16 protein-coding genes and 1 pseudogene are annotated in these 21,497 nt (G+C 63.2%); 11 read left to right on the forward strand and 6 right to left on the reverse strand.

The features are described from left to right. Positions 1-146 precede the first annotated feature (146 nt). A complete protein-coding gene (locus tag KQH60_RS01085) occupies positions 147-2,036 on the reverse strand; it encodes a DEAD/DEAH box helicase (RefSeq protein WP_237574718.1) in 1,890 nt (629 codons plus the stop codon). 281 nt (positions 2,037-2,317) lie between these two features. Then, entirely contained in the window at positions 2,318-2,587 is a 270-nt protein-coding gene (locus KQH60_RS01090) for an acyl-CoA-binding protein (protein WP_237574719.1), read from the reverse strand. A 124-nt stretch (positions 2,588-2,711) separates the two neighbouring features. Between KQH60_RS01090 and tsaB the strand changes: the two genes are divergently transcribed. The 4 genes and pseudogenes from tsaB to KQH60_RS01110 all read left to right on the forward strand — a co-directional run bounded on the left by tsaB (position 2,712) and on the right by KQH60_RS01110 (position 6,484). Continuing rightward, complete coding sequence (gene tsaB, locus KQH60_RS01095) at positions 2,712-3,464, forward strand: tRNA (adenosine(37)-N6)-threonylcarbamoyltransferase complex dimerization subunit type 1 TsaB (protein WP_237574721.1); 753 nt, start codon at positions 2,712-2,714, stop codon at positions 3,462-3,464. Further along, positions 3,461-3,916 (forward strand): annotated as a pseudogene (gene rimI / locus KQH60_RS01100) (ribosomal protein S18-alanine N-acetyltransferase); the annotation flags it as partial. The gene tsaB and the pseudogene rimI, both read left to right, overlap by 4 nt. 178 nt (positions 3,917-4,094) lie before the next feature. Beyond that, positions 4,095-5,342, forward strand: coding sequence for a uracil-DNA glycosylase (locus KQH60_RS01105; protein ID WP_237574723.1), 1,248 nt, complete (start codon positions 4,095-4,097; stop codon positions 5,340-5,342). A 110-nt stretch (positions 5,343-5,452) separates the two neighbouring features. Further along, entirely contained in the window at positions 5,453-6,484 is a 1,032-nt protein-coding gene (locus tag KQH60_RS01110; RefSeq protein ID WP_237574767.1) for a DUF1853 family protein, read from the forward strand. Positions 6,485-6,630: 146 nt separating this feature from the next. Here KQH60_RS01110 and thiD read toward each other — a convergent pair whose 3' ends face one another. Then, a complete protein-coding gene (thiD, locus tag KQH60_RS01115; protein WP_237574768.1) occupies positions 6,631-7,428 on the reverse strand; it encodes a bifunctional hydroxymethylpyrimidine kinase/phosphomethylpyrimidine kinase in 798 nt (265 codons plus the stop codon). 78 nt (positions 7,429-7,506) lie between these two features. Further along, positions 7,507-8,811: a lysophospholipid transporter LplT gene (lplT, locus tag KQH60_RS01120; RefSeq protein ID WP_237574725.1), complete on the reverse strand. Its 1,305-nt coding sequence runs from the start codon at positions 8,809-8,811 to the stop codon at positions 7,507-7,509. A 200-nt stretch (positions 8,812-9,011) separates the two neighbouring features. Here lplT and alr point away from each other — a divergent pair, with 200 nt between their 5' ends. The 4 genes from alr (at position 9,012) to KQH60_RS01135 (ending at position 13,053) form a co-directional block, all read left to right on the forward strand. Next, positions 9,012-10,082 (forward strand): alanine racemase, encoded by a 1,071-nt coding sequence (alr, locus tag KQH60_RS01125; protein WP_237574726.1) that lies wholly within the window; start codon positions 9,012-9,014, stop codon positions 10,080-10,082. A 15-nt stretch (positions 10,083-10,097) separates the two neighbouring features. After that, positions 10,098-11,483, forward strand: coding sequence for a DNA repair protein RadA (radA, locus tag KQH60_RS01130; protein ID WP_237574728.1), 1,386 nt, complete (start codon positions 10,098-10,100; stop codon positions 11,481-11,483). A gap of 202 nt (positions 11,484-11,685) precedes the next feature. Next, positions 11,686-12,078 (forward strand): hypothetical protein, encoded by a 393-nt coding sequence (locus KQH60_RS14965; RefSeq protein ID WP_368669307.1) that lies wholly within the window; start codon positions 11,686-11,688, stop codon positions 12,076-12,078. A gap of 3 nt (positions 12,079-12,081) precedes the next feature. Next, entirely contained in the window at positions 12,082-13,053 is a 972-nt protein-coding gene (locus KQH60_RS01135) for a hypothetical protein (RefSeq protein WP_368669308.1), read from the forward strand. 513 nt (positions 13,054-13,566) lie between these two features. On the opposite strand, the gene KQH60_RS01140 is transcribed toward KQH60_RS01135, so the two are convergent. Both KQH60_RS01140 and argA read right to left on the reverse strand, forming a co-directional pair. Further along, entirely contained in the window at positions 13,567-13,842 is a 276-nt protein-coding gene (locus tag KQH60_RS01140) for an oxidative damage protection protein (protein WP_237574730.1), read from the reverse strand. 62 nt (positions 13,843-13,904) lie between these two features. After that, complete coding sequence (argA, locus tag KQH60_RS01145) at positions 13,905-15,314, reverse strand: amino-acid N-acetyltransferase (RefSeq protein ID WP_237574731.1); 1,410 nt, start codon at positions 15,312-15,314, stop codon at positions 13,905-13,907. Between the two features lie 22 nt (positions 15,315-15,336). Here argA and hrpA point away from each other — a divergent pair, with 22 nt between their 5' ends. The 3 genes from hrpA to KQH60_RS01160 all read left to right on the forward strand — a co-directional run bounded on the left by hrpA (position 15,337) and on the right by KQH60_RS01160 (position 21,417). After that, positions 15,337-19,506, forward strand: a complete 4,170-nt coding sequence (gene hrpA, locus KQH60_RS01150; protein ID WP_237574732.1) for an ATP-dependent RNA helicase HrpA — start codon at positions 15,337-15,339, stop codon at positions 19,504-19,506. Between the two features lie 239 nt (positions 19,507-19,745). Beyond that, positions 19,746-20,558 carry an EI24 domain-containing protein gene (locus KQH60_RS01155; protein ID WP_237574733.1) on the forward strand — a complete coding sequence of 271 codons (813 nt, stop codon included), beginning with the start codon at positions 19,746-19,748 and terminating at the stop codon, positions 20,556-20,558. Between the two features lie 67 nt (positions 20,559-20,625). After that, positions 20,626-21,417, forward strand: a complete 792-nt coding sequence (locus KQH60_RS01160) for a molybdopterin-binding protein (protein WP_237574735.1) — start codon at positions 20,626-20,628, stop codon at positions 21,415-21,417. The last annotated feature ends 80 nt before the right edge of the window (positions 21,418-21,497 follow it).

Below are 21,497 nucleotides of genomic sequence, written 5' to 3' on the forward strand. Positions count from 1 at the left end.
TGACACAAATCATAGTTTCATATTATGAAATTTAGTGCAGAATGTTAGTGGTACGATGTAACCAGTACGACGCAAAAAATGGCGCCGCAGGGGGCGCCATCGTCTCGGAACGTCGGGCCATTGCCGGCCCGCTCGCGTCAGAACGGTCAGTCGTCGTAGCGTGACGTACGGCGATCGTCATCCCGACGGCGCGCCGGCCCGCGCGAATCCGCAAAACCGCCCCGGCCCCGGTCATTGCTGGCGCGGGCATCACTGAATCCGCCGCGATAGCCGGCATCGCGGCCGCCGCCTTGGCTACCGCCAGCGCCGTGCCGTGCGTTGCCGTAGCCGTTGCCCGTTCCTCGTCCTTGATAACCGCCGGCACCTCGCCCTTGGCCGCGCGGCGGCGCGCCGCGACGCGCCGGTGCACGCGTGGACGGTGCCCGCTTGGGCTCAAATCCGGCGATCACGTTGACAGGCAGCGGCGTGCGCACGAATCGCTCGATTCGCTTCAAGGTGCCGACTTCAGCATGGTGCACGAGGCTGACAGCGATGCCGCTGCGCCCCGCACGTCCGGTCCGGCCGATCCGGTGCACGTAGTCTTCCGCGAATTTAGGCAAATCGTAGTTGAACACATGCGTGATGCCGGGTATGTCGATGCCACGCGCGGCGACATCGGTCGCGACCAACACGCGCACGCGTCGTTCACGCAGCGCGCGGATTGTCCGGTTGCGCGCGCCTTGCGGCAAATCACCATGCAACGCGGCGGAGGCGAAGCCGTCTTCGGCCAGCCTGGCGGCAATCACGTCCGCATCGTTCTTTGTCGCGGTGAACACAATCGCCTGATCAAGCGCGCCGTCAGCCAGCAGATGCGTCAGCAGTCGATCCTTATGGGCACGGTCGTCAACATAGTGGATGGACTGCGCAATGTTCGCGCGCGACTCCGGCTCACGACGGATTTCGATCCGTTCGGCGTCGCTGAGAAAGCGCTGAGCCAGCGATCCCACTTTGCCGTCGAGCGTTGCCGAGAACAACAGCGTTTGCCGTGTAGCCGGGGTGCGATCGATGATCGCCTCAATGTCTTCAATGAACCCCATGTCGAGCATCCGGTCGGCTTCGTCGAGCACCATCATCTGCAACTGGGACAGGTCGATACGGCCGCGCTCGAGATGATCGATCAGCCGGCCAGGGGTAGCCACCAGGATTTCGGGGTTCTTCGCCAGCAGCATCAATTGCTGGCCATAAGCGACCCCGCCTAGAATGCTGACCGTGCGCAGCCGCCGCAGGTGCTTGCCATAGGTGGTCGCCGCGGTGGTCACCTGCATCGCGAGTTCGCGTGTCGGCGTCAGCACCAGCAGCGCCGGTCTGGCAACAGGCTGCTCGCGGCGATGACGGCGCTCGCCTCGATCACCGCGCTGTGCCTGATGCACGGGTGGGTTTGCGCGCTGGCCAAGCGTGCCGGCTTTTTGCATCTGCGCAAAGCGCTCGATCGCGGGCAGCATGAATGCTGCGGTCTTGCCCGAGCCGGTCGGGCTCGAGACCAGCAGATCGCGGCCGGCGAGCGCAGCCGGTATCGCGCGCTGCTGGACCGGCGTCGGCGCCTGATAGCCGGCGGCGGTCAGCGCGGAGACGATCTCCGGCGACAGACCGAGTGCGACAAAGCCGTCGCCGCGGGGCGTGTCGTTGTTCGCCGTGTCGGCAGTCTGCGCAGCGTCGACGGCCGCGCTTGCCGCGGGGCCGGGCTGCTCGGTCATCGGCGTGGCCATCGCATCCAGTGCGGGCGTGGCGGCGGCTGCGTGCACCGCCGTGGCGGGGGCGGCTTCAGCAGCCGGGGCGGGCGCCGCCGGCGCGTCGCGGTGCGACGTGGGGGCATCGTTGCCGAAAAGTTCACGCGCCAGCGCGCCGAGTGACGAGGGGGAATTCGAGGTCATGACGATCCTATGAGTTTCGCGCCTGCGGCGCGAACCGGTCCGGAAAAATGCGAGAGGCGCCAATCGGCAGCCACGATCGTCGGATGCGATGAACGATATCCGTTCACCAGATCGAAAAACGGGCATGGCTCGTGAAATGCGAGCCGATGTTAGAACCTGTAACGGTGCGAACCGCCCAACGCGGAAACGCGAACCTTGCTTGGTCTACAACCGCACCCAAAAGTGGGCAAAGGTGGGAGGGGACAGTTTCTAAACGGGGATTGGAGCACAACGCTGCAAAAACGCGCGATCCAGCCAAATCATACAGTTCGCCGGCGCGCGAAGCGTTGATTCTATCTGAATTTGCTGCGCTGCGCCACCTGTTGCGAGCAAGATCGCGCTGCGCCAGCCGGCGTGGGTGCGCAGCATTACGATGTGGTGCCGTTCTTCAACGATTCGACCAACTCGGTGTATTGGCGCTTGGCGGTATCCTGCGGCGTGCCTTTCAGCGCGGCCCAGGCGTCGTACTTGTACTTACCGACGATATCGGCCAAGCCGGGCTTGTCGCCGCGCACGTCGCCTTGCGTGGCTTGCTTGAACAGCGCGTACAAGCGCAGCAACGTCAGGTTGCTGGGGCGCTCCGGCAATTGCTTAACTTCGTCTTGCGCCTGCGCGAATCGCGCATCGATTTCACTCATCGTGACCCTCCTTGGTCCTGTCGATCCATCTGGACTGTTGAGTGTAGTCGGAACAGGCCGCCATGCGCTGGAGCAAATCCTCCAAATAACAGAGTTGACGCGGGCCGGCATTACAATAGTGGTTATGACGCCTCATGCCTTGCTTGCCCTCGATACGTCGACCGAATTTTGCTCGGTCGCTGTGCTCCACCTGCCGCATGTCGCCGGCTCGCCGCGCGTGATCAGCCGCCATGAGCACACTGGCCCGGCTTCTAGTGCACGCGTGCTGCCTGCGGTACGCGAAGTGCTGGAGGAAGCGACACTCACGCTGGCTGATTGCGCCGTGGTGGCGTTCGGCGCGGGGCCCGGTTCGTTCACCGGCTTGCGCACGGCGGCCGGCGTGGCGCAAGGTCTAGCGTTCGGGCTCGGCGTGCCGGTGGTGCCGGTCGGCACGTTGCTCGCCTGCGCGGAACGCGCGCGCGCATCGGATCCGGATGTGCGACGCGTGCTCGTGGCGCTCGATGCGCGGATGGGCGAGGTCTATTGGGCGGATTTTGCGTGGGATGACACGCTCGCCGACTGGCGAGTGTGTCATCCTGCCGCGCTCGCCGCACCCGCCCACGTGCTGGCGCCGGACGAGCCGTTTACGCTGGCCGGCAATGCATCTTCCGTATTCGGGGACGCGCTGCGTGCCGCGGCGCGGGCGCGCGTGATCGACCCATGCGCGATGCCGCACGCCCACGCGTTGGCGCTGGCTGGCTGGCGTGCGTTTATGGCGGGCCGCGCGTTGCCTGCGCATTTGGCCATGCCCGAGTATGTGCGCGACAAGGTCGCGCAGACCACCGACGAGCGTGCGGTGGCCCGTGCGTTGAACGATTCGGCGAAGGAGGCACGATGAGCGGTGTATTGATGACCGAGCGCTATCTAACGCCGATGACCGAGAGCGATCTCGACGAGGTCGCGGCGGTCGAGCGCGACGCGTACGAGTTTCCGTGGACGCGAGGCAACTTCGAGGATTCACTGCGCAATGGCTATTTCGGCGTCTGCCTGAGGCACATCAGCGGCGCGTTGGTCGGCTATTGCGTGCTGATGCCAGTCGTAGACGAGATGCACTTATTGAACCTGTGCGTGGCGCCCACCGCGCAAGGCCACGGCGCTGGTTTGGCGTTGCTGCGCGAAGCGGTGCGCCTCACGCTTGCGCGCCAGCTCGGTAGCGTGCTGCTCGAGGTGCGTCCGTCCAACCAGCGTGCCATGCGGCTGTATGAGCGCTTTGGCTTCATCGCGATCGGCCGGCGCAAGCATTACTATCCCGCGCGGCACCGCACGCGCGAGGACGCAATCGTGATGCGTTACGGCTTGCACGCCGAGGTGTCGGTCGCGCCAGTCGCTGCCGCGGGGCACGCCGACGCACAGGGGCGGCGTGCCCCGCGGCAGCTCGTCTCGCCACAGGGCGGGCTCACACAGGGACAGCCGATGCCCGGCACGCGGCGTGCGGGCGCTCCGCTGGAAAAGGAACGGGAGCAGGCTAATGGCGCAGCTTGACGCGATTCTGGAAGAACTCGGCATTGCGCCGTTGTGGGTCCGCCACGGCGCGGGGCAGGCTCATCGCCCTGGTGACGCCAGGGGTGATGCGTTGTCCCAGGCTCGGGACGTCATGCGCGAGGTCGGCATCGCGCTGCCGTCGCAGGCGCTCCAAGCGACGGATGTGACGGCGCAGGCTTGCGACGCGCAAGAGCGTGCAGCGCCTGCACCCGTTCAAGCAAGCCACACGTCGGTTGAAGCCGCGCGGTCGCGCGTTGAAGTGACCAGGGCGCAGGGCAGCGCAACTGGAGCAGCGGGTGAAGCCGGCAAGGCGGCTGAAGGAGTCAGCGCGGCTGAGGAAACCGAGGCGGCTCAGAGAGCCAAGACGGCTGTAGGAGTCGAGACGACTGAAGAAATCGAGGCGGCTGAGGAAGTCGCGGGGGCTGAAGGCGCCAAGGTGGCTAAGGAAGCCGAAGCGGCTGAGAGCATCCATGCGCCTGAAGGAGTCGGAGCGGCGGTAGAAGTATCGAATGCGCGGCGGGCGTCGGCTGTGCCGGTCAGTCCGGCCGGGTCCGCGCCGACTGGATCAGGCGATGCTCACTCGTTGCAGGCTGGGCCAATGGATGGGCAGGGCGAAGAAGCTGCCGTATCGGCGTGCGGAGCCGTCGCAAGCGCGCAACCGGTGCCGATGTTGGATTGGGAAGCGTTGAAGGCGCGCGTAGCGGGCTGTACGCTGTGCCGGCTGTGCGAACGACGCACGAACACGGTGTTCGGCGTCGGCGACGAGACGGCCGACTGGATGCTGGTCGGCGAAGCACCAGGTGAGAACGAGGATAAGCAAGGCGAGCCGTTCGTTGGCCAGGCCGGCAAGCTGTTGGACAACATGTTGCGTGCATTGCAGTTGCGGCGCGGCGACAACGTCTATATCGCGAACGTGCTGAAATGCCGGCCGCCGGGCAATCGCAATCCGGAGCCGGATGAAGTGATGCGCTGCGAGCCCTACCTGAAACGGCAAGTGGCACTGGTCAAGCCGAGCGTGATTGTCGCGCTCGGACGGTTCGCCGCGCAGAGCTTGCTGAAGACCGATGCGAGCATTGCTTCGTTGCGGGGGCGTGTACATGAGTATGAAGGCGTGCCGGTGATCGTCACGTATCATCCGGCGTACCTGTTGCGCAGCCTACACGACAAGCACAAATCCTGGAGCGACCTATGCCTGGCTCGCGCGATTCATCGCAAGCGCACAGTCGTGCATTGAGCCGCCATGATCACGTCCCCGGCGCGGCTGCCGACGAGGGCGGCGGCATGCGGCACTCGGATGGCCCGGCTGCATTCGCGGCTGCCGCGCGAGAGTGCGGGGGGCATCGGATGCCTGCGTGTGCCCGCAGCCCCTGCGTTGATCTGCTCCATGCGTATCGCGACGTCGCGGTACGGGATTTGGCGTGGCTGCTGTTGTCGCCCTCGTTGCTCGACGCGCGATATTTCGGCCCTCGAGCGGCACCTGTGCTGGTGCAGCCGCGGCAGCGCCAGCAAGCGCTCGCATGGCTGGCGCGGCTCGACGCCAATCCGCGCGCGTTGTATGCAGCTCTGGATGCCCGGCCGCAATCTCGTCTCGGTTTATATGCGGAGCAGCTGCTCGGCTTCTTCCTGCAACACGGCCCTGCAACGCGGTTGATCGCCGCGAATCGGCCCGTGCGGGTTGACGGGCACACACTGGGAGAGTGCGACTTTCTGTTCGAGGATGACGGCGCAAGGACGTGGCATTGGGAACTGACGGTCAAGTGCTATCTCGACGCAGGGGGGCCGCCCGGTTCGCTGGCTCGCTATGTTGGGCCCAATTTGGCCGACCGCTTCGACCGTAAGCTGACCCGGTTGTTGACCCACCAGTTGGCGCTGAGTCAGCATCCACAAATCGCGTCGTTGGCCGCCAGTGGCCATTGGCAGGCAGCCATGGTCGTGCGCGGCTGGCTGTTCCGTCGCTGGGCACCGAGCGGCGTCGGCGATTCGGACAACGTCAGTGTGAACCGCGCGCCGCGCGGCGATGCCGCGCCGGTACCCATCGCGCCGGATCACTTACGGGGCTGGTGGACATGCGCCGCGCAATGGCCCGTATTCGACGCGCCCGCCTGGACGATTGTGCCACGCTTGCGCTGGATGGCGCCGCTGCGGCTGTCCGCCAACGACCCACGCGTGTATCGCGATTCGATCGCTGTACTGATGCGCTGTATCGACTATTGGCGCGATCGGCCGGATCAGCCATTGATGGTGGCGGCGCTGGCCGACGTGCACGTCGGCCAGGACGTCGGCAACCCGGCCGGCGAGTGGTGTGAGTTGGCGCGAGGATTTATCGTGCCGGATGACTGGCCCAAACGCGCGGCCGCGTACACGACGATTCCGTGACATCGCGGCTGCCTCTGCACGGTAGCCCTGCGCGACGTTCTTCTATGGCGCCCCTGTGTGGCGTTCCGGTATGGCGTCCCGGCATCGCTCGCGGCGCGAGGTATGTCGCGCGGACCGCCACGCCCGTTGTCGCCTGGTGAGAACGGCTACCACCATGGATGACCGTGATGCAGTGGTCCGGTACCTTGCCCGACCGAAAGCCGCGTGCTTTGTATCAAGGCTTGGGTCAGATAGGTTTTTGCATCGCTGACGGCATTGGCCCAATCTAGCCGCTGGGGGCGTAGCGCGGCAATCGCGGCGGACAAGGTGCAGCCGGTGCCGTGCGTGCCGGTTACATTCACGCGAGCGCCGGCCAGGCGGGTATGGCGGCTTGCCTCAATCAGCCAGTCTGGACTGAAGTCGCCTGGCAAGTGACCGCCCTTGATCAGCACTGCGCGGGCGCCCAGCGCGTGTAGTGCATCGCCTTGACGCGCCATCTGCGCCTCGTCGGCGGCGACGGGTTGGTCGAGCAGCGCCGCCGCTTCATGCAGGTTTGGCGTAATGATGCTGGCCAATGGCAACAATCGCTCGCGCAGCGCGCCAAGTGCATTGGGTTCGAGCAACGAATGGCCGCTGGATGACACAATCACGGTATCGAGCACCACGTGCGCCAGCCGGTATCGCTCCAGCGCGTCGGCCACCACATGAACGATCGCCGCGTTCGCCAGCATGCCGATCTTGACCGCGTCGATGCGTAGATCGCTAAATACCGCGTCCAGTTGCGCAGCAACGATGTCGGCAGACACCGGATGAACTGCGGTGACACCCCGCGTATTTTGCACGGTCAACGCGGTAATCGCCGCGGTGCCATAGGCGCCTAGCGCGGAAAAGGTCTTGAGGTCAGCCTGGATGCCGGCGCCGCCGCTTGGATCGGACCCGGCAATCGTCAGCACGTTCGGAATCATATGCCCCGTAGCAAAAAGCGCGCGAAAATCACTCAAACACTCATCGATGCCGCGCCGCGGTGGCCATTGACGCATGCGTCAATGCCGCTGCTCGCCGATCAGCGCGACTGAATCGAACGCGCGTTGGTTTGCTGCGTGCCGGCGCATCACGCACCACATGGTGAGGCACACAAAGGTGCCAAACAGCACAATCACCAGTTGAATCGGCACGTTGAACCAGACGAGCACAGCATACAGGCACAACATCACGAGCACCGACAGATTCTCGTTAAAGTTCTGTACCGCGATCGAATGGCCGGCGGACAGTAGCACATGTCCGCGATGCTGCAGCAGCGCATTCATCGGAACGACGAAAAAGCCTGACATGCCGCCGACCACCATGAGGAAAGCATACGCGCATATCAGGTAGGCGGGCACGCGAATGTGGCCAATGTGCCATGCCCAGTCGGATGGAAACAACTCCCGAGTATAGAATGACATCGTCATGACCAATAGACCCATCATAATACCGACGGGCAGCACCGTGAGCGATCGCTTGAGCGGCACGCGCGTGGCCGCGAGCATCGCGCCACCGGCCACGCCGACCGCGACCACGGCCTGTAGCAGCGCACCTTCGGACAGCGTCATGCCGAGCGATACCTCGGCCCATTTGAGCACGATGAACTGCAACGTGGCGCCGGCGCCCCAAAATAATGTGGTGACCGCCAACGAGATCTGGCCTAACTTGTCGCGCCACAGCGCGCCGAAGCACTCGGCAAAGTCACGGATCAGCCGGATTGGCTGGTGCTGCTGTTTGGGGTAGCGTGCGCCGGTGTCCGGTATCCACAGATTGAACACCGCAGCCAGTGCGTACACGGACATGATCACTACAATCGCCGATTCTGCCGCGGTGTGGGCGAATGACAAGTGCTGCAGCAACGGTTGCGCGATATGCGGACTGATCAGCGCCCCCCCCATCACGGTGCCTAGGATGATCGACGCGACGGTCGTTCCCTCGATCCAGCCGTTGGCGACGACCAAGCGCTCTGGCGGCAGTAACTCGGTCAAGATACCGTACTTGGCCGGCGAGTACGCGGCCGCGCCGAATCCGACGATGCCGTAGGCCAGCAGCGGATGCGCGCCGGTCAGCATCGTTACGCAGCCCACCATCTTGATGGTATTGGTGACGAACATCACGCGGCCTTTCGGCTGCGAGTCTGCAAATGCGCCCACAAAGGCGGCAAGTACAACGTAAGACAGCACGAAGAACAGCTTCAGCAGCGGCGTCATCCAATTCGGCGCGTGAAGGTCTTTCAGGAGGGCTATCGCAGCGATCAGAAGCGCACTGTCGGCAAGCGAAGAAAAGAACTGCGCCGCCATAATGGTGTAAAAACCTTTCTTCATCTGATGCTGAGTTGGATTTCTCTGTCGGCAGCCGCTGTCGGGCTAACCCGTAGCGTGAGCCGCTCGAAATGGGTTGTGTGCACGGCTTTATAACACGAAAATACGAGGGTTCAGATTAGCGCTCGCCTCGCCGACGCGGATCGCGTCGGCGATCGTGCACTTAAATCGTTGATTCGTAGCGACATTCAACCACCCAATTTATGCCTCGCCCGCTCCTTGCCACGATTCACACCGCAGCGCTTGCCAATAATCTCGCCGTTGCCCGCCGCCATGCTCCAAAGTCCAAGCTCTGGGCCGTTGTCAAGGCCAATGCCTACGGGCATGGCTTGGCGCGCGCGTTTCCTGGCCTGCGTTCAACCGACGGCTTCGGGTTGCTTGACCTCGAGGAAGCGGTCAAGTTGCGTGAATTGGGCTGGGCTGGGCCCATTTTGCTGTTGGAGGGTTTTTTTCGTCCGACCGACATCGACGTGATCGACCGCTATAGCTTGACCACCACCGTGCATTGTGACGACCAATTGCGGATGCTGGAAATGGCGCGTTTGTCCAAGCCGGTCAATATTCAGTTGAAGATGAACAGCGGCATGAACCGGCTTGGCTATGGGGCCGACAAGTATCGCGCCGCATGGGAACGCGCGCGCGCGTGCCCCAGCGTCGGCCAAATCACGTTGATGACTCATTTTTCGGGTGCCGATGGCGAAATGGGCATCCGACACCAATTAGAAGTGTTCGAACACGGCGCCGAGGGCATTGCTGGCGCGCGCAGCCTGTCGAACTCGGCTGCGACGCTATGGCACCCCCATGTGCATTTCGACTGGGTGCGTCCGGGCATCATGCTGTATGGCGCGTCGCCGTCCGGCGTCTCGGCCGAGATCGAGGGCCTCGGCCTGCAGCCGGCGATGACGCTGAGTTCGGAACTGATCGCGGTGCAGACGGTCGAGCCGGGCGGGAGCGTCGGCTACGGCTCGACTTTCAAGGCGCGCGAGCGCATGCGTATCGGCGTCGTGGCGTGTGGTTACGCGGACGGCTACCCCCGTTGTGCGCCCGAGGGCACGCCGGTCCAGGTGGACGGTGTGCGCACGCGGGTCATCGGTCGAGTGTCGATGGACATGTTGACGGTGGATCTATCCGCGTGTCCGAGCGCGGCTATTGGCAGCCCGGTGCAACTGTGGGGGGCCGACGTGCTGATCGACGATGTCGCGACAGCGTGCGGCACGGTCGGCTACGAATTAATGTGTGCCGTCGCGCAACGCGTGCCGGTGCGCGCAGAATAACGCGGAGTAGGTTGCGTGGCAAAAACGAAGACCGTTTACGTCTGCAATGACTGCGGCGCGCAGTCGCCGAAGTGGCAGGGCCAATGCCCATCATGCCACAACTGGAATACCCTGATCGAGTCGGTCGAGTCGAGCCCCGCGCCGAACCATCGTTACCAGGCACTGGCTAAAAGTCAGCCGGTGCGCAAGCTCGCCGAGATTGAGGCGTCGGACGTGCCGCGCTATTCGACAGGCATCGGTGAATTCGATCGTGTGCTCGGTGGCGGTTTGGTCGCGGGGGGCGTGGTGCTGATCGGCGGCGACCCCGGTATCGGCAAGTCAACGTTGCTGCTCCAGGCGCTCGCCGAGATCACGCGCGAGCGGCGTGCGCTGTATATCAGCGGCGAGGAGTCCGGCGCGCAGATCGCGTTGCGCGCACAGCGGCTCGGCTTGCTCGACGCGCACGCCAGCCGGGCCGGTGAGTTGCAACTGCTGGCAGAGATTCAACTCGAGAAGCTGCAAGCCACGATTGATGCTGTCAAGCCGCATATTGCCGTCGTCGATTCGATCCAGACCATTTACTCGGATGCGCTGAGTTCAGCGCCCGGCTCCGTAGCGCAAGTGCGTGAGTGTGCGGCGCAATTGACGCGGATCGCGAAGCAATCTGGCGTGACGATCATCATGGTTGGCCACGTGACGAAGGAGGGCGCGCTTGCCGGGCCGCGGGTGCTCGAGCACATCGTCGATACGGTGCTGTATTTTGAAGGCGACACCCATTCATCGTTCCGGCTCGTGCGGGCGTTCAAGAACCGCTTCGGCGCGGTCAACGAACTCGGCGTGTTCGCGATGACCGAGCGCGGGCTGCGCGGCGTGGCTAATCCGTCGGCGTTGTTCTTGTCGCAGCACGAGCATACGGTTCCCGGCTCGTGCGTGCTGGTTACGCAAGAAGGGTCGCGGCCGTTGCTGGTGGAGGTGCAGGCGCTAGTCGATACGGCGCACGTGCCGAACCCGCGCCGGCTGGCTGTCGGCCTGGAGCAAAACCGGCTTGCGATGCTGCTCGCGGTGCTGCACCGGCACGCAGGCATCGCATGCTTCGATCAGGACGTCTTCCTGAACGCGGTCGGCGGCGTGAAGATCGCCGAGCCGGCCGCGGACCTGGCCGTGCTGCTTGCGATTCATTCGTCGATGCGCAACAAGCCGTTGCCTAAGGGGCTGATCGTGTTCGGCGAAGTCGGGTTGGCCGGTGAGATCCGGCCATGCCCGCGTGGCCAGGAGCGCTTGAAGGAGGCCGCCAAGCTCGGCTTCTCGATTGCATTGATTCCGAAGGCCAATGCGCCGAAGCAGTCAATCGACGGATTGCAGGTAATCGCCGTCGAGCGCATCGAACAGGCGATTGACCGTGTCCGGACGCTGCAGCAGTAGGGGGGCGCAATGGCTACCCTCAAATGCACCGCCTATCCGCGCTCCAGGTGCGAGACTTGATGCTGGCGTTCAATAACGCGCTTATCGAACGCGCGATAGGGTGCGGCAATGAATGTGCATTTGGGGCCTGCATTTAAACGCGTGCACGTTGGCCGCAGCGTTGTCTTTTTATCGAGGGCTGACTTTGACGATGGACTTCGATTTGAATACCGCTTTAAACTATCCTGCCAGCTACCTATGTGCAGGGCAGGCTGGCCAACAGCCTGCCGCGTCAACGCCGCCACAACCGCCTTCCGACAACCCGTTGACTCCTCCCTTGCCCACCCGACCAACAACGTATGATGACCTGCCGTCTGAACTGATTGCCCGGATCGGTGACTATGTACCCATTCAAGACGTGATGCCGTTTGCCACAGTCGATCGCCGCACGTATCATGCGATGCAGACCAGGCGCCTCGTCCACCGCTATTGGCAGCGGGCAAACCAGGCCGTCAGCTTGGCGTCAGTCAATCAGCTGCTGAATGAAATAGGCGGTGCGTTGAGCAATCCAGCGCAGCATGTCGAGCCTATTGATGCGCTGAGCCAGTGTCTGTAAGCGTTGCCAGAAGCCGAGCGAGTCGACGCATTCAAGCGCGTGTTTGCGGCTGCGGAGCGTCTCCCGCAGGACGGCGTGCAAATACAAAAAGCGCTATTACGCGCTTTTTTTAATTTTCCTCAGAGCCAGCGTGTTGAGTTATTCGACTTCGCTTATGCGATGGCGGAACGACGCGCGCCCGGGCAAGACAATATCTGGGCGGAACTGGCTGACAGTTTGCAGTTTTTTTCGTTCCGCTCACCTTTTGCCGACCAGCGTTATCAGGCGCTTTTGGCTCGGCTTGCATCGTTGAGGGTAGCCGAACAAGCGAAGCTCATCCCGGTATTGTCCAATTTGCTCCTTTACTCCAACAAGACAGACCCACGCGTCCCTGAACGCTATGCGCTCTTACGCGGACACGCGTTACAACTGCCGCCCGCTCATCAAGGCGCATCGGTCGGCATGTTAGCGAGTTGCGTACGGATTTTGCCGCAAGCGGAGCAGTTTGCCCAATACACGCAGATGCGTGATTGGGCGCTGTCGCTGCCTGACGAGCAGTGGGGGATTGCTTTGCGGTATTTGCCTGAAGGGCTTGAAGAGCTGTCGAGTGAACAACGCGCGCAGGAGCTGACGTTGCTTGAGGGACATTTAGCGCGCGTGCCTATGTCACAGCGTGTTTCAGCAGTGTTTGGACTACTCAAATGCCAATCGTTTTTAGACGATGTACAAATAAAGCGGGCCTGGCGGCAAGGTTTGAACCTACTGAATGGTGCGGGCGAAGCCGCTTTATGGGATTTGCTTCGCCAACTTCGGGCCGCTTGGGTGTTATCTGAGTTCAGCAATTTCAGATGGGAAATGGCAGTGGAGGAGATTACTCGCTTTATGGAGGCTAGCCATTTCTCCGAGCCGGCGCGGGCGCGATTCCAGGCCAATGTAAATTGGCTCAGAAGTGAGCCAATAATATTTATTGAGACTGAATCCAGTCTACTTCGTTGATCCCAACGCCGGAACAGATACCGTCGTGCCATCTGCGCGCTGGCAAGGCATTCATTGTGAGCACTGGAGTGCTTGTGACGCCGACTTTACCGTTCACTTGTAATGAACCGTAGTCATTCTGCCAAGACGGAGCAACGTCGACATGGCCGCCTCGGTTACGCTCGGGCCTACCGGCTTGCCAATGCCATCCTTCTCTGCTTAAAAACTTCTGTTGGATTCCATGGCACTTTTGCCGACAATCTATGCTCAAGAGCAAGCTAGGTTGCCTGCGCCGCGGGTGAAAATGACGTGCTTCAGTGACGTTATAAGCATGCTGTTTTGCTTGTGATCGCGCAGCACGAAGTCCAGACGTCAAAAGCGAAGCGTCTGCCAGCGGGCGAAAATGAGCTGAATAGAGGGGCCAATGACAGCCGACGCCGCATCATGCTGCGTCCAGCATCTTGACGATGTGCGGGTCGTCGGCGCCGACCGCCGGTGTGCGCCGACGGCCGATGTTCGGCATGGCCACGCCGCTTAGTTGTTCATCGGTGGCACGTAGCCGGAGGCAACGTCGGCCCCTTCGCCGAAAAAGAATTTTTCCGTCTGCTTCAGCAGGTATTGACGCGCGCGCGGATCAGCCATGTTCAGACGGTTTTCATTGATCAGCATCGTCTGCTGCTTGAGCCACGCCTGCCATGCTTCCTTCGAAATGCTTTCAAAGATGCGCTTGCCAAGCTCGCCCGGCAACGGCGGAAAGTCCAATCCTTCCGCTTCCTTGCCGAGTTTTGCGCAGTGAACCATTCGAGCCATTAGACTTCTCCTTTGATATTGGGGTGGGGCGGGGCGCCAACGTGCGGACTCCCCGCGCGTGCTCAGAGCTGCTTGATCAGCACGAGCGACTTGCGCTGCCAGTTGTACAGGCGGCGCCGGTCCTCGGGTAGATCGTTGACCGTCGCCTTTACGAAACCGCGTTTGAGGAACCAATGCTCGGTGCGGGTCGTCAGCACGAAAATCCGCGTCAGGCCGCGCGCCCGGGCGCGTTGCTCGATGCGCTTGAGCAGGCGCTCGCCGTCGCCAGTGCCTTGCGCCTCCGGCGCCACGGTCAGGCACGCCATCTCGCCGATCCGCTCCTGCGGGTACGGGTACAGCGCCGCGCAACCGAACAGCACGCCATCGTGCTCAATCACTGAGAAGTGGTCGATGTCGCGCTCGATCTGGTGGCGGCCGCGCCGCACCAGCGTGCCGTCCGTCTCGAGTGGCTCGATCAGTTGCAGGATGCTGCCGACATCGTCTGGCACTGCCTCACGCAGGCTTTCTAGATTCTCGTACGAGATCATTGTGCCGACCCCGTCGTGTAGAAACAGTTCCAGCAGGATACTGCCGTCCAGCGCATACGGAATGATGTGCGAGCGCGGCACGCCGCCGCGGCACGCGCGGATTGCATGCTTCAGGTAGAAGTCTGCATCCGCGCGGTCTAACTCGCCCGTATGCGCTTCGTAGATCTTCTGTGCGTCGTCCAGCGATAGCTCGCGGGTCAGTTCGCCGTCGCCGTCGATCACGCCGGGCGTCTCGGTGATGAAAATCAGCTTGTCGGCACGTAGCGCGATGGCCGCGGACGACGCGACATCCTCCATCGACAGATTGAATGCCTCGCCGGTCGGCGAGAATCCGAGCGGCGATAGCAGCACAATTTTGTTGCTCTCCAGCGAATGCCGAATCGATTCGGCATCGATCTTGCGCACCACGCCGGTATGTTGGAAATCGACGCCCTCAAGTATCCCGACCGGCCTCGCGGTGACGAAATTGCCGGACACGACGCTGATATGCGCGTGCGCCATCGGCGTATTCGGCAAACCCTGGCTGATTGCCGCCTCAATGTCCAGCCGCACTTCGCCGGACGCTTCCTTGGCCGCCTCCAGCGCGCGCGCATCGGTGATCCGCATGCCGCCTGCGAACCGCGACTCGACCTGGTGCAAGTTCAACTGTTCCTCGACTTGCGGGCGGGAGCCGTGCACCAGTACGATCTGAATGCTCATCGCATGCAACAGCGCGACATCTTGCACCAGCGCATTGAGCGCGTCCGCCTGCACCAACTCGCCGCCGAACGCGACGACGAACATCCGGTTGCGGAACGCATGGATGTAGGGGGCGACCGATCGCAGCCATTCGACGAATTGAGCGTGATTCGCAGTGTATTCGATGGCGGCGCTCGTCTGGCCGCCGGCCACGGCGAGGTCGCTGGCCCTCTTGTCGCGGCGGGCGAGATCGTTTTGTGCAGTCATGGCCGGATTATAATGCGCCCCCATGTCCAATGTAGCCAAAAACCGCGCGGCGGATGCTTCGCCGACTGATCACGCTGACCCCGCACACCACGGCAGGCCGCCTGCCGCGCGTCGCGCCCAGGCCCGGCGCGCGTCCTCGGCGCCCAACCCTGTGCCCAATCCGGTGCCCCCTGTCACGTTCCCGGAGGCGCTGCCCGTCAGCGGCCGGCGCGACGAGATCGCTGCCGCGATCGCGCACCATCAGGTCATAATCGTCAGCGGCGAAACCGGATCAGGTAAGACCACGCAATTGCCCAAGATTTGCTTGGCGCTCGGACGCGGGCTGGGTGCGGGTGGCACCGGCCTGATTGGCCATACGCAACCGCGCCGTATCGCGGCATCGGCGACGGCGCGACGCATTGCTGAGGAACTGGGTACGCCGTTCGGCGAAGTGGTTGGCTACAAGGTCCGTTTCACCGACAACCTGTCGCCGGGCGCCTCGGTCAAGTTGATGACCGACGGCATCCTGCTCGCGGAGACGCAGACCGATCCGCTGCTGCATGCTTACGATACGATCATCATCGACGAGGCGCACGAGCGCAGCCTGAACATCGATTTCCTGCTTGGCTATCTGAAGCAGATCCTGCCGCGGCGTGCTGATCTGAAACTGATCGTCACGTCGGCTACGATTGATGCGCAGCGCTTTGCGCGCCATTTCGGCAGCGACGAGCGACCCGCGCCCGTCATCGAGGTCAGCGGACGATTGTATCCGGTCGAGATCCGCTATCGGCCGGTCGTCGGCGACGACGAGCGCGCCACGTCCGCACGGCGCGGTGCGGCGCCAGGGGCCGCGCCGCTTGGCTCACCGGGCGCCTTGCCGGGCGCCGCGGGCAGTATCACCGCCGCGCGTCAAGCCGAGCGCGACTTGCATGACGCGATTGTCGATGCGGTGGACGAACTGTGTCGCGAAGGCCCGGGCGATGTCCTGGTTTTCCTGCCGGGCGAGCGGGAGATCCGCGACGCCGCTGAGGCGCTGCGCAAGCACCATCCGCCGCATACTGAAATCTTGCCACTGTTCGCCCGGCTCTCGGCTGCCGAGCAGGAGCGGGTGTTCCGGCCCGGCAATGCGCGCCGCATCGTGCTCGCCACCAACGTCGCGGAGACATCGCTGACGGTGCCCGGCATCCGCTATGTCGTCGACACTGGTCTGGCGCGGGTCAAGCGCTATTCGTACCGGAACAAGGTCGAACAATTGCACATTGAGCCGGTGTCGCAAGCCGCCGCCAATCAGCGTGCTGGCCGGTGTGGCCGGGTGGCCGACGGCGTTTGCATTCGGCTCTATGACGAGAGCGACTTCCAGGCTCGATCGCGCTTCACTGATCCGGAGATTTTACGCGCGTCGCTGGCGTCGGTGATCCTGCGGATGAAATCGTTGCACCTAGCCGAGATCGACGCGTTTCCATTCGTCGAGCCGCCGCCGGGCCGGGCCATTGCCGATGGCTATCAATTGCTCGCCGAGCTTGGCGCGGTCGACGACGACAATGCGTTGACGCCGGTCGGCCGCGAGTTGGCGCGCCTGCCGCTGGATCCGCGCGTGGCACGAATGATTGTCGCGGCGCGTGAGCAACATGCGTTGCGCGAAGTGCTGATCATCGCCAGCGCGCTGTCCGTGCAGGATCCGCGCGAGCGTCCGCTGGACGCGCAGGAGCAGGCCGATCACGCGCATCGCCGCTTCGCTGACGAGCGCTCGGAGTTCATCGCGTGGCTCAAGATTTGGGCGTGGTTCGAGGAAGCCGTCGCACATAAGAAATCGAACCGGCAACTGGCCGAAGCGTGCCGCGCGCAGTTCCTCTCGCCTCTGCGGCTGCGCGAGTGGCGCGACGTGCATTCGCAGTTGTTGACCGTGGTGCGCGAGCACGGCTGGCGGCTGAACGAGTCCGAGGCGACGTTTGAGCAGATCCATCATGCGCTGTTGACGGGGTTGCTCGGAAACATTGGTCTGAAGGCCGACGACGATCCGCATTACCTGGGCGCACGGGGCATTCGTTTCTTCGTGTGGCCGGGATCGACGCTCGCGAAGAAGGCCGGCCGCTGGGTGATGGCCGCGGAGTTGGTCGAGACCACCCGGCTTTACGCGCGCACCGTCGCCCGTATCGAGCCGGAATGGATTGAGCGTGTCGGCGGCCACCTGATCAAGCGCTCGGTCGCCGAGCCGCATTGGGAGAAGAAGGCCGCGCAGGTGGTGGCGTTCGAGCGCGGCACGTTGTATGGGTTGCCCGTCTATCAGCGCCGGCGCATCGCGTTTGGCGCGCAGGATCCGGCGCGTGCGCGGGAATTGTTCATTCGCGGCGCGCTGGTCGACGGCGAATTCGACACCCGTCTGCCGTTCTTTGCGCACAATCGGCGGCTGGTTGCGCAAATTGAGCAACTCGAGCACAAGTCACGTCGTCAGGACGTGCTAGTCGACGATGAGTTGATCTACGCATACTACGATGCGGCGGTACCCGAACAGATCCATACCGGCGCGGCGTTCGAGCGCTGGTATCGCGACGAGGCACGGCGGCGGGGGAGCGACGGCGACAAGCTGCTATTTCTGTCGCGCGAGGACTTGATGCGGCATGAAGCGGCTGGCGTGACGACGGATCTGTTTCCGAAGCGGTTGGCGATGGCTGGCGTCGACATGGCGCTGAGCTACCATTTCGAGCCGGGCGCGGCGCGTGATGGTGTCACGCTGACCGTGCCCCTGTACGCGTTGAACCAAGTTGATGCGCGTCGCACCGAATGGCTCGTGCCTGGCATGTTGAAGGACAAGGTGCAGTGGCTGCTTAAGTCGCTACCGCAAAAATTGCGTCGGCATTGCGTGCCGCTGCCCGAGTATGCGGCCGGTTTCGTCGAGCGCGTGCATTTCGCCGGGCAGTCGTTGATCGATGGGCTGATTGCCGACATCCGCGAGCACAAGCAAGTGATGGTCAAGTCGGCCGACTTCAAGCTCGAGACGCTGCCGGCGCACCTGTTTATGAACTTCAAGGTGGTCGATGAGCACGGGCGGCAACTCGCGATGGCGCGCAATCTCGCGCAACTACGCGGCGAATTCGGTGCGCAGGCGCAGCAACAGTTCCAGCGCATCGTCTCGGCCGCAACCGGCGCGTCAGGGGCCGATGGGCGGCAACCGTTTGGGCATGCGCAGTCGGTTGCGGCCAGCGCCGGTTCGGCGGGCAACACGGCGGGCGAGGGGCCGGCACCGGGTGCGCTGCGCGTGGCCGATCAGCCGTCAGCCGGCACGGCGCGAAACGGGCTCGCGAACGCCGGTGGGCCGGCGCGCGCCGGAGCACCGGATACGGCGCGGCTGGCCGGTACCGCGCTGTACGAGAACCTGACGACGTGGAATTTTGGCGTGCTGCCCGAGTTGCTCGAGATCCAGCGTGGCGGCCAGACGCTGTTCGGCTATCCGGCTCTGGTCGATCGCAGTGGGCACTGCGACGTTGAAGTCTTCGATTCGCCGGTGCAAGCTGAGCACATCCATCGCGCCGGTCTGCGCCGGCTGTTCGCCCTGCAGTTGCGCGATCCGATCCGCTATCTGGCGAAAAACCTGCCAGGGCTGCGCGAAATGTCAATGCAGTACATGGCGCTTGGCACGCAGGAGGAACTGCGCGACCAATTGATCGACGCCGCGCTGGATCGTGCCTGCCTGCAGCTGCCGTTGCCGCATGACGATGCCAGCTTCGCCGCCCGGCGCGACGAAGGCCGGGCTAGGCTTTCGCTGCTCGCTCAGGAGCTCGCTCGGCTGACCGGCCAGATCCTCGCCGAGTACGCGGCGCTTGTGAAGAAGCTCGCGCAGGCTAAAGGCTTTGGCGCGGCCCACGCGGACATGCAGCAGCAGTTGGCCGCGCTGATGACTCGCCGCTTCGTGATCGATACGCCTTACGCGCAGCTTGCGCATTTCCCGCGTTACTTGAAGGGCATGTCGTTGCGTATCGACAAGCTCAAGGTGGACCCGGCGCGCGACCAGCGGCTGGCAGCCGAGCTCGCGCCGCTCATGCAGCCCTACCAGCGCGCGCTATCACAGCGCGGCGGCGCAGCTGATGCACGGCTCGTGGAGTTCCGCTGGCTCCTTGAGGAGTTGCGCATCTCGCTGTTCGCGCAGGAACTGCGCACGCCGATGCCGGTGTCTGTCAAACGGCTACACAAGGTATGGGAATCGATGCAGCGATGACGCGCAACATGCCGGCGTGTTGGCGCTGATGCGCGATTCGTTCCGGGCTTCCGGCAAAGACCGTACAATAGACGCAGTTTTCCCGTCTGGGTGCCCATGCTCCATTCCAATCGTTTCGCACGAGCGAGCCGCGTGGCCGGCTCGCTTGCCGCCGCACTCGTGTGTGGCGCGCTGGCTCCGCGGGCTGTCGCTAACACCGCGCGCATCGTACCGCCGTGGCCGACACCACGCCTTTGCCAATGAACGCGTTGCTCGGTTCGTTCGGTCGCGCGTTGCTGGGCATGCTTCATCCACGAATGCTGTGGTTGACCGTGTTGCCGTTTCTGCTGACCGCGCTGGGCTGGGGAGCGGTGCTGTGGTTCGGCTGGGAAGGATGGGTCGGTGCGGCACACGGTTGGCTGTCACACTGGGGCTGGACTGCGTCGATCAATTCGCTGCTCGTGGGGATCGGCTTTGGCCACGTGCAAATGGTGCTCGCGCCGCTCATCGTTGTCGCGATCGCTGTGCCATTGATCGTGTTGACCGTATTGCTGATGATTGCCACGATATCGATGCCGGCGGTGATCCGTCATCTCGGTGCGCGCCAATTTGTCGATCTGGAGCCCCGGCGCGGCGGCACGCTGCTCGGCAGTGTGCTCCACTCGATCGCGGCCACGTGTGTCTGCGTGGTGGCGCTGGTCGTCACGGTCCCGCTGTGGCTCGTGCCGCCGCTGTTCGCTGTAATCCCGCCGCTGCTGTGGGGCTGGCTCACCTATCGCGTGATGACCTACGACGCGCTGGCATGGCATGCGAGCTCGGATGAGCGGCGCATGATCTTTCGCACGCACCGCATGCCGCTGCTCGCGATCGGCGTGATGTGCGGATTGCTCGGCGCGGTCCCGACGCTGCTGTGGGCATCCTCCGTGTTGATGATCGTGCTGTTCCCATTTGTCGCGATCGTGTCGATCTGGCTGTACGTGTGCATCTTCGTGTTTTCCGCGCTGTGGTTCGCCCATTATTGCCTGCGCGCGCTGCGGCGATTGCGCGCACGACACCACGGAGCCGACCGGTAAGCGCCGCAAGCGCGCCCGCCGAGATCGGCGTAAGCTGCGTGCCGTTTGAAATGATCAAGGGGATCCCATGGGGTTCGGTATCGTCATCATTGGCGACGAAATCTTGTCTGGACGGCGTGTTGACAAGCATTTGCCAAAGGCCATCGAGTTGCTTCGCGCGCGGGGGCTTGCGCTCGCGTGGGCCGAGTACGTTGGCGACGAGCGCGGACGAATCACTGCCACCCTCAAGCGCACCTTCGCCTCAGATGACATCGTCTTCGTGACCGGGGGCATCGGCGCGACGCCGGACGATCATACTCGACAGTGTGCGGCGGCTGCGCTCGGCGTGCCGCTGGAACTGCACCCACGGGCCCGGCAATTGATCGCCGAGCGAATCATCAAAACCGCGCCGGACGGCCAGGCAGACTTGGATGCGCCGGATAATCTGCATCGCTTCAACATGGGCGTGTTTCCGCAGGGTGCCAGCATCATTCCGAACACCTATAACAAGATTCCTGGCTTTTCGGTGCGCCATCATTATTTTATGCCGGGGTTTCCGGTTATGGCATGGCCCATGATGGAATGGGTGCTCGATACCTGTTATGCCCATCTACATCACGGCACGCCGCATGACGAGCGCTCATTTCTGGTGTTCGAGTTGCCTGAGTCGGCGCTCACCCCCCTGATGGAGCGGATCGAACGCGATTTTGCCGGTGTACGTGTCTTCAGCTTGCCCAACGTCGGCGATGCCGAGCGCGGCGGGATCTATGCGCGACGGCATATCGATCTGGGCGTCAAAGGTGACCCGGAGGCAGTCGCTGCTGCGTATGGGGTGTTACGTGAAGGCGTACATGCGCTGGGAGGAGAAATTTTCGACTGATATAATTGATTATTGTGCTCAATATTGAAACTATCATGCGCAATGTTATGGCCCTTATATCTGAATCGATGAAGGTCGTT

Origin of the sequence: Mycetohabitans sp. B8, from assembly GCF_021991875.1 — a bacterium.
Classification (GTDB): Bacteria; Pseudomonadota; Gammaproteobacteria; order Burkholderiales; family Burkholderiaceae; genus Mycetohabitans.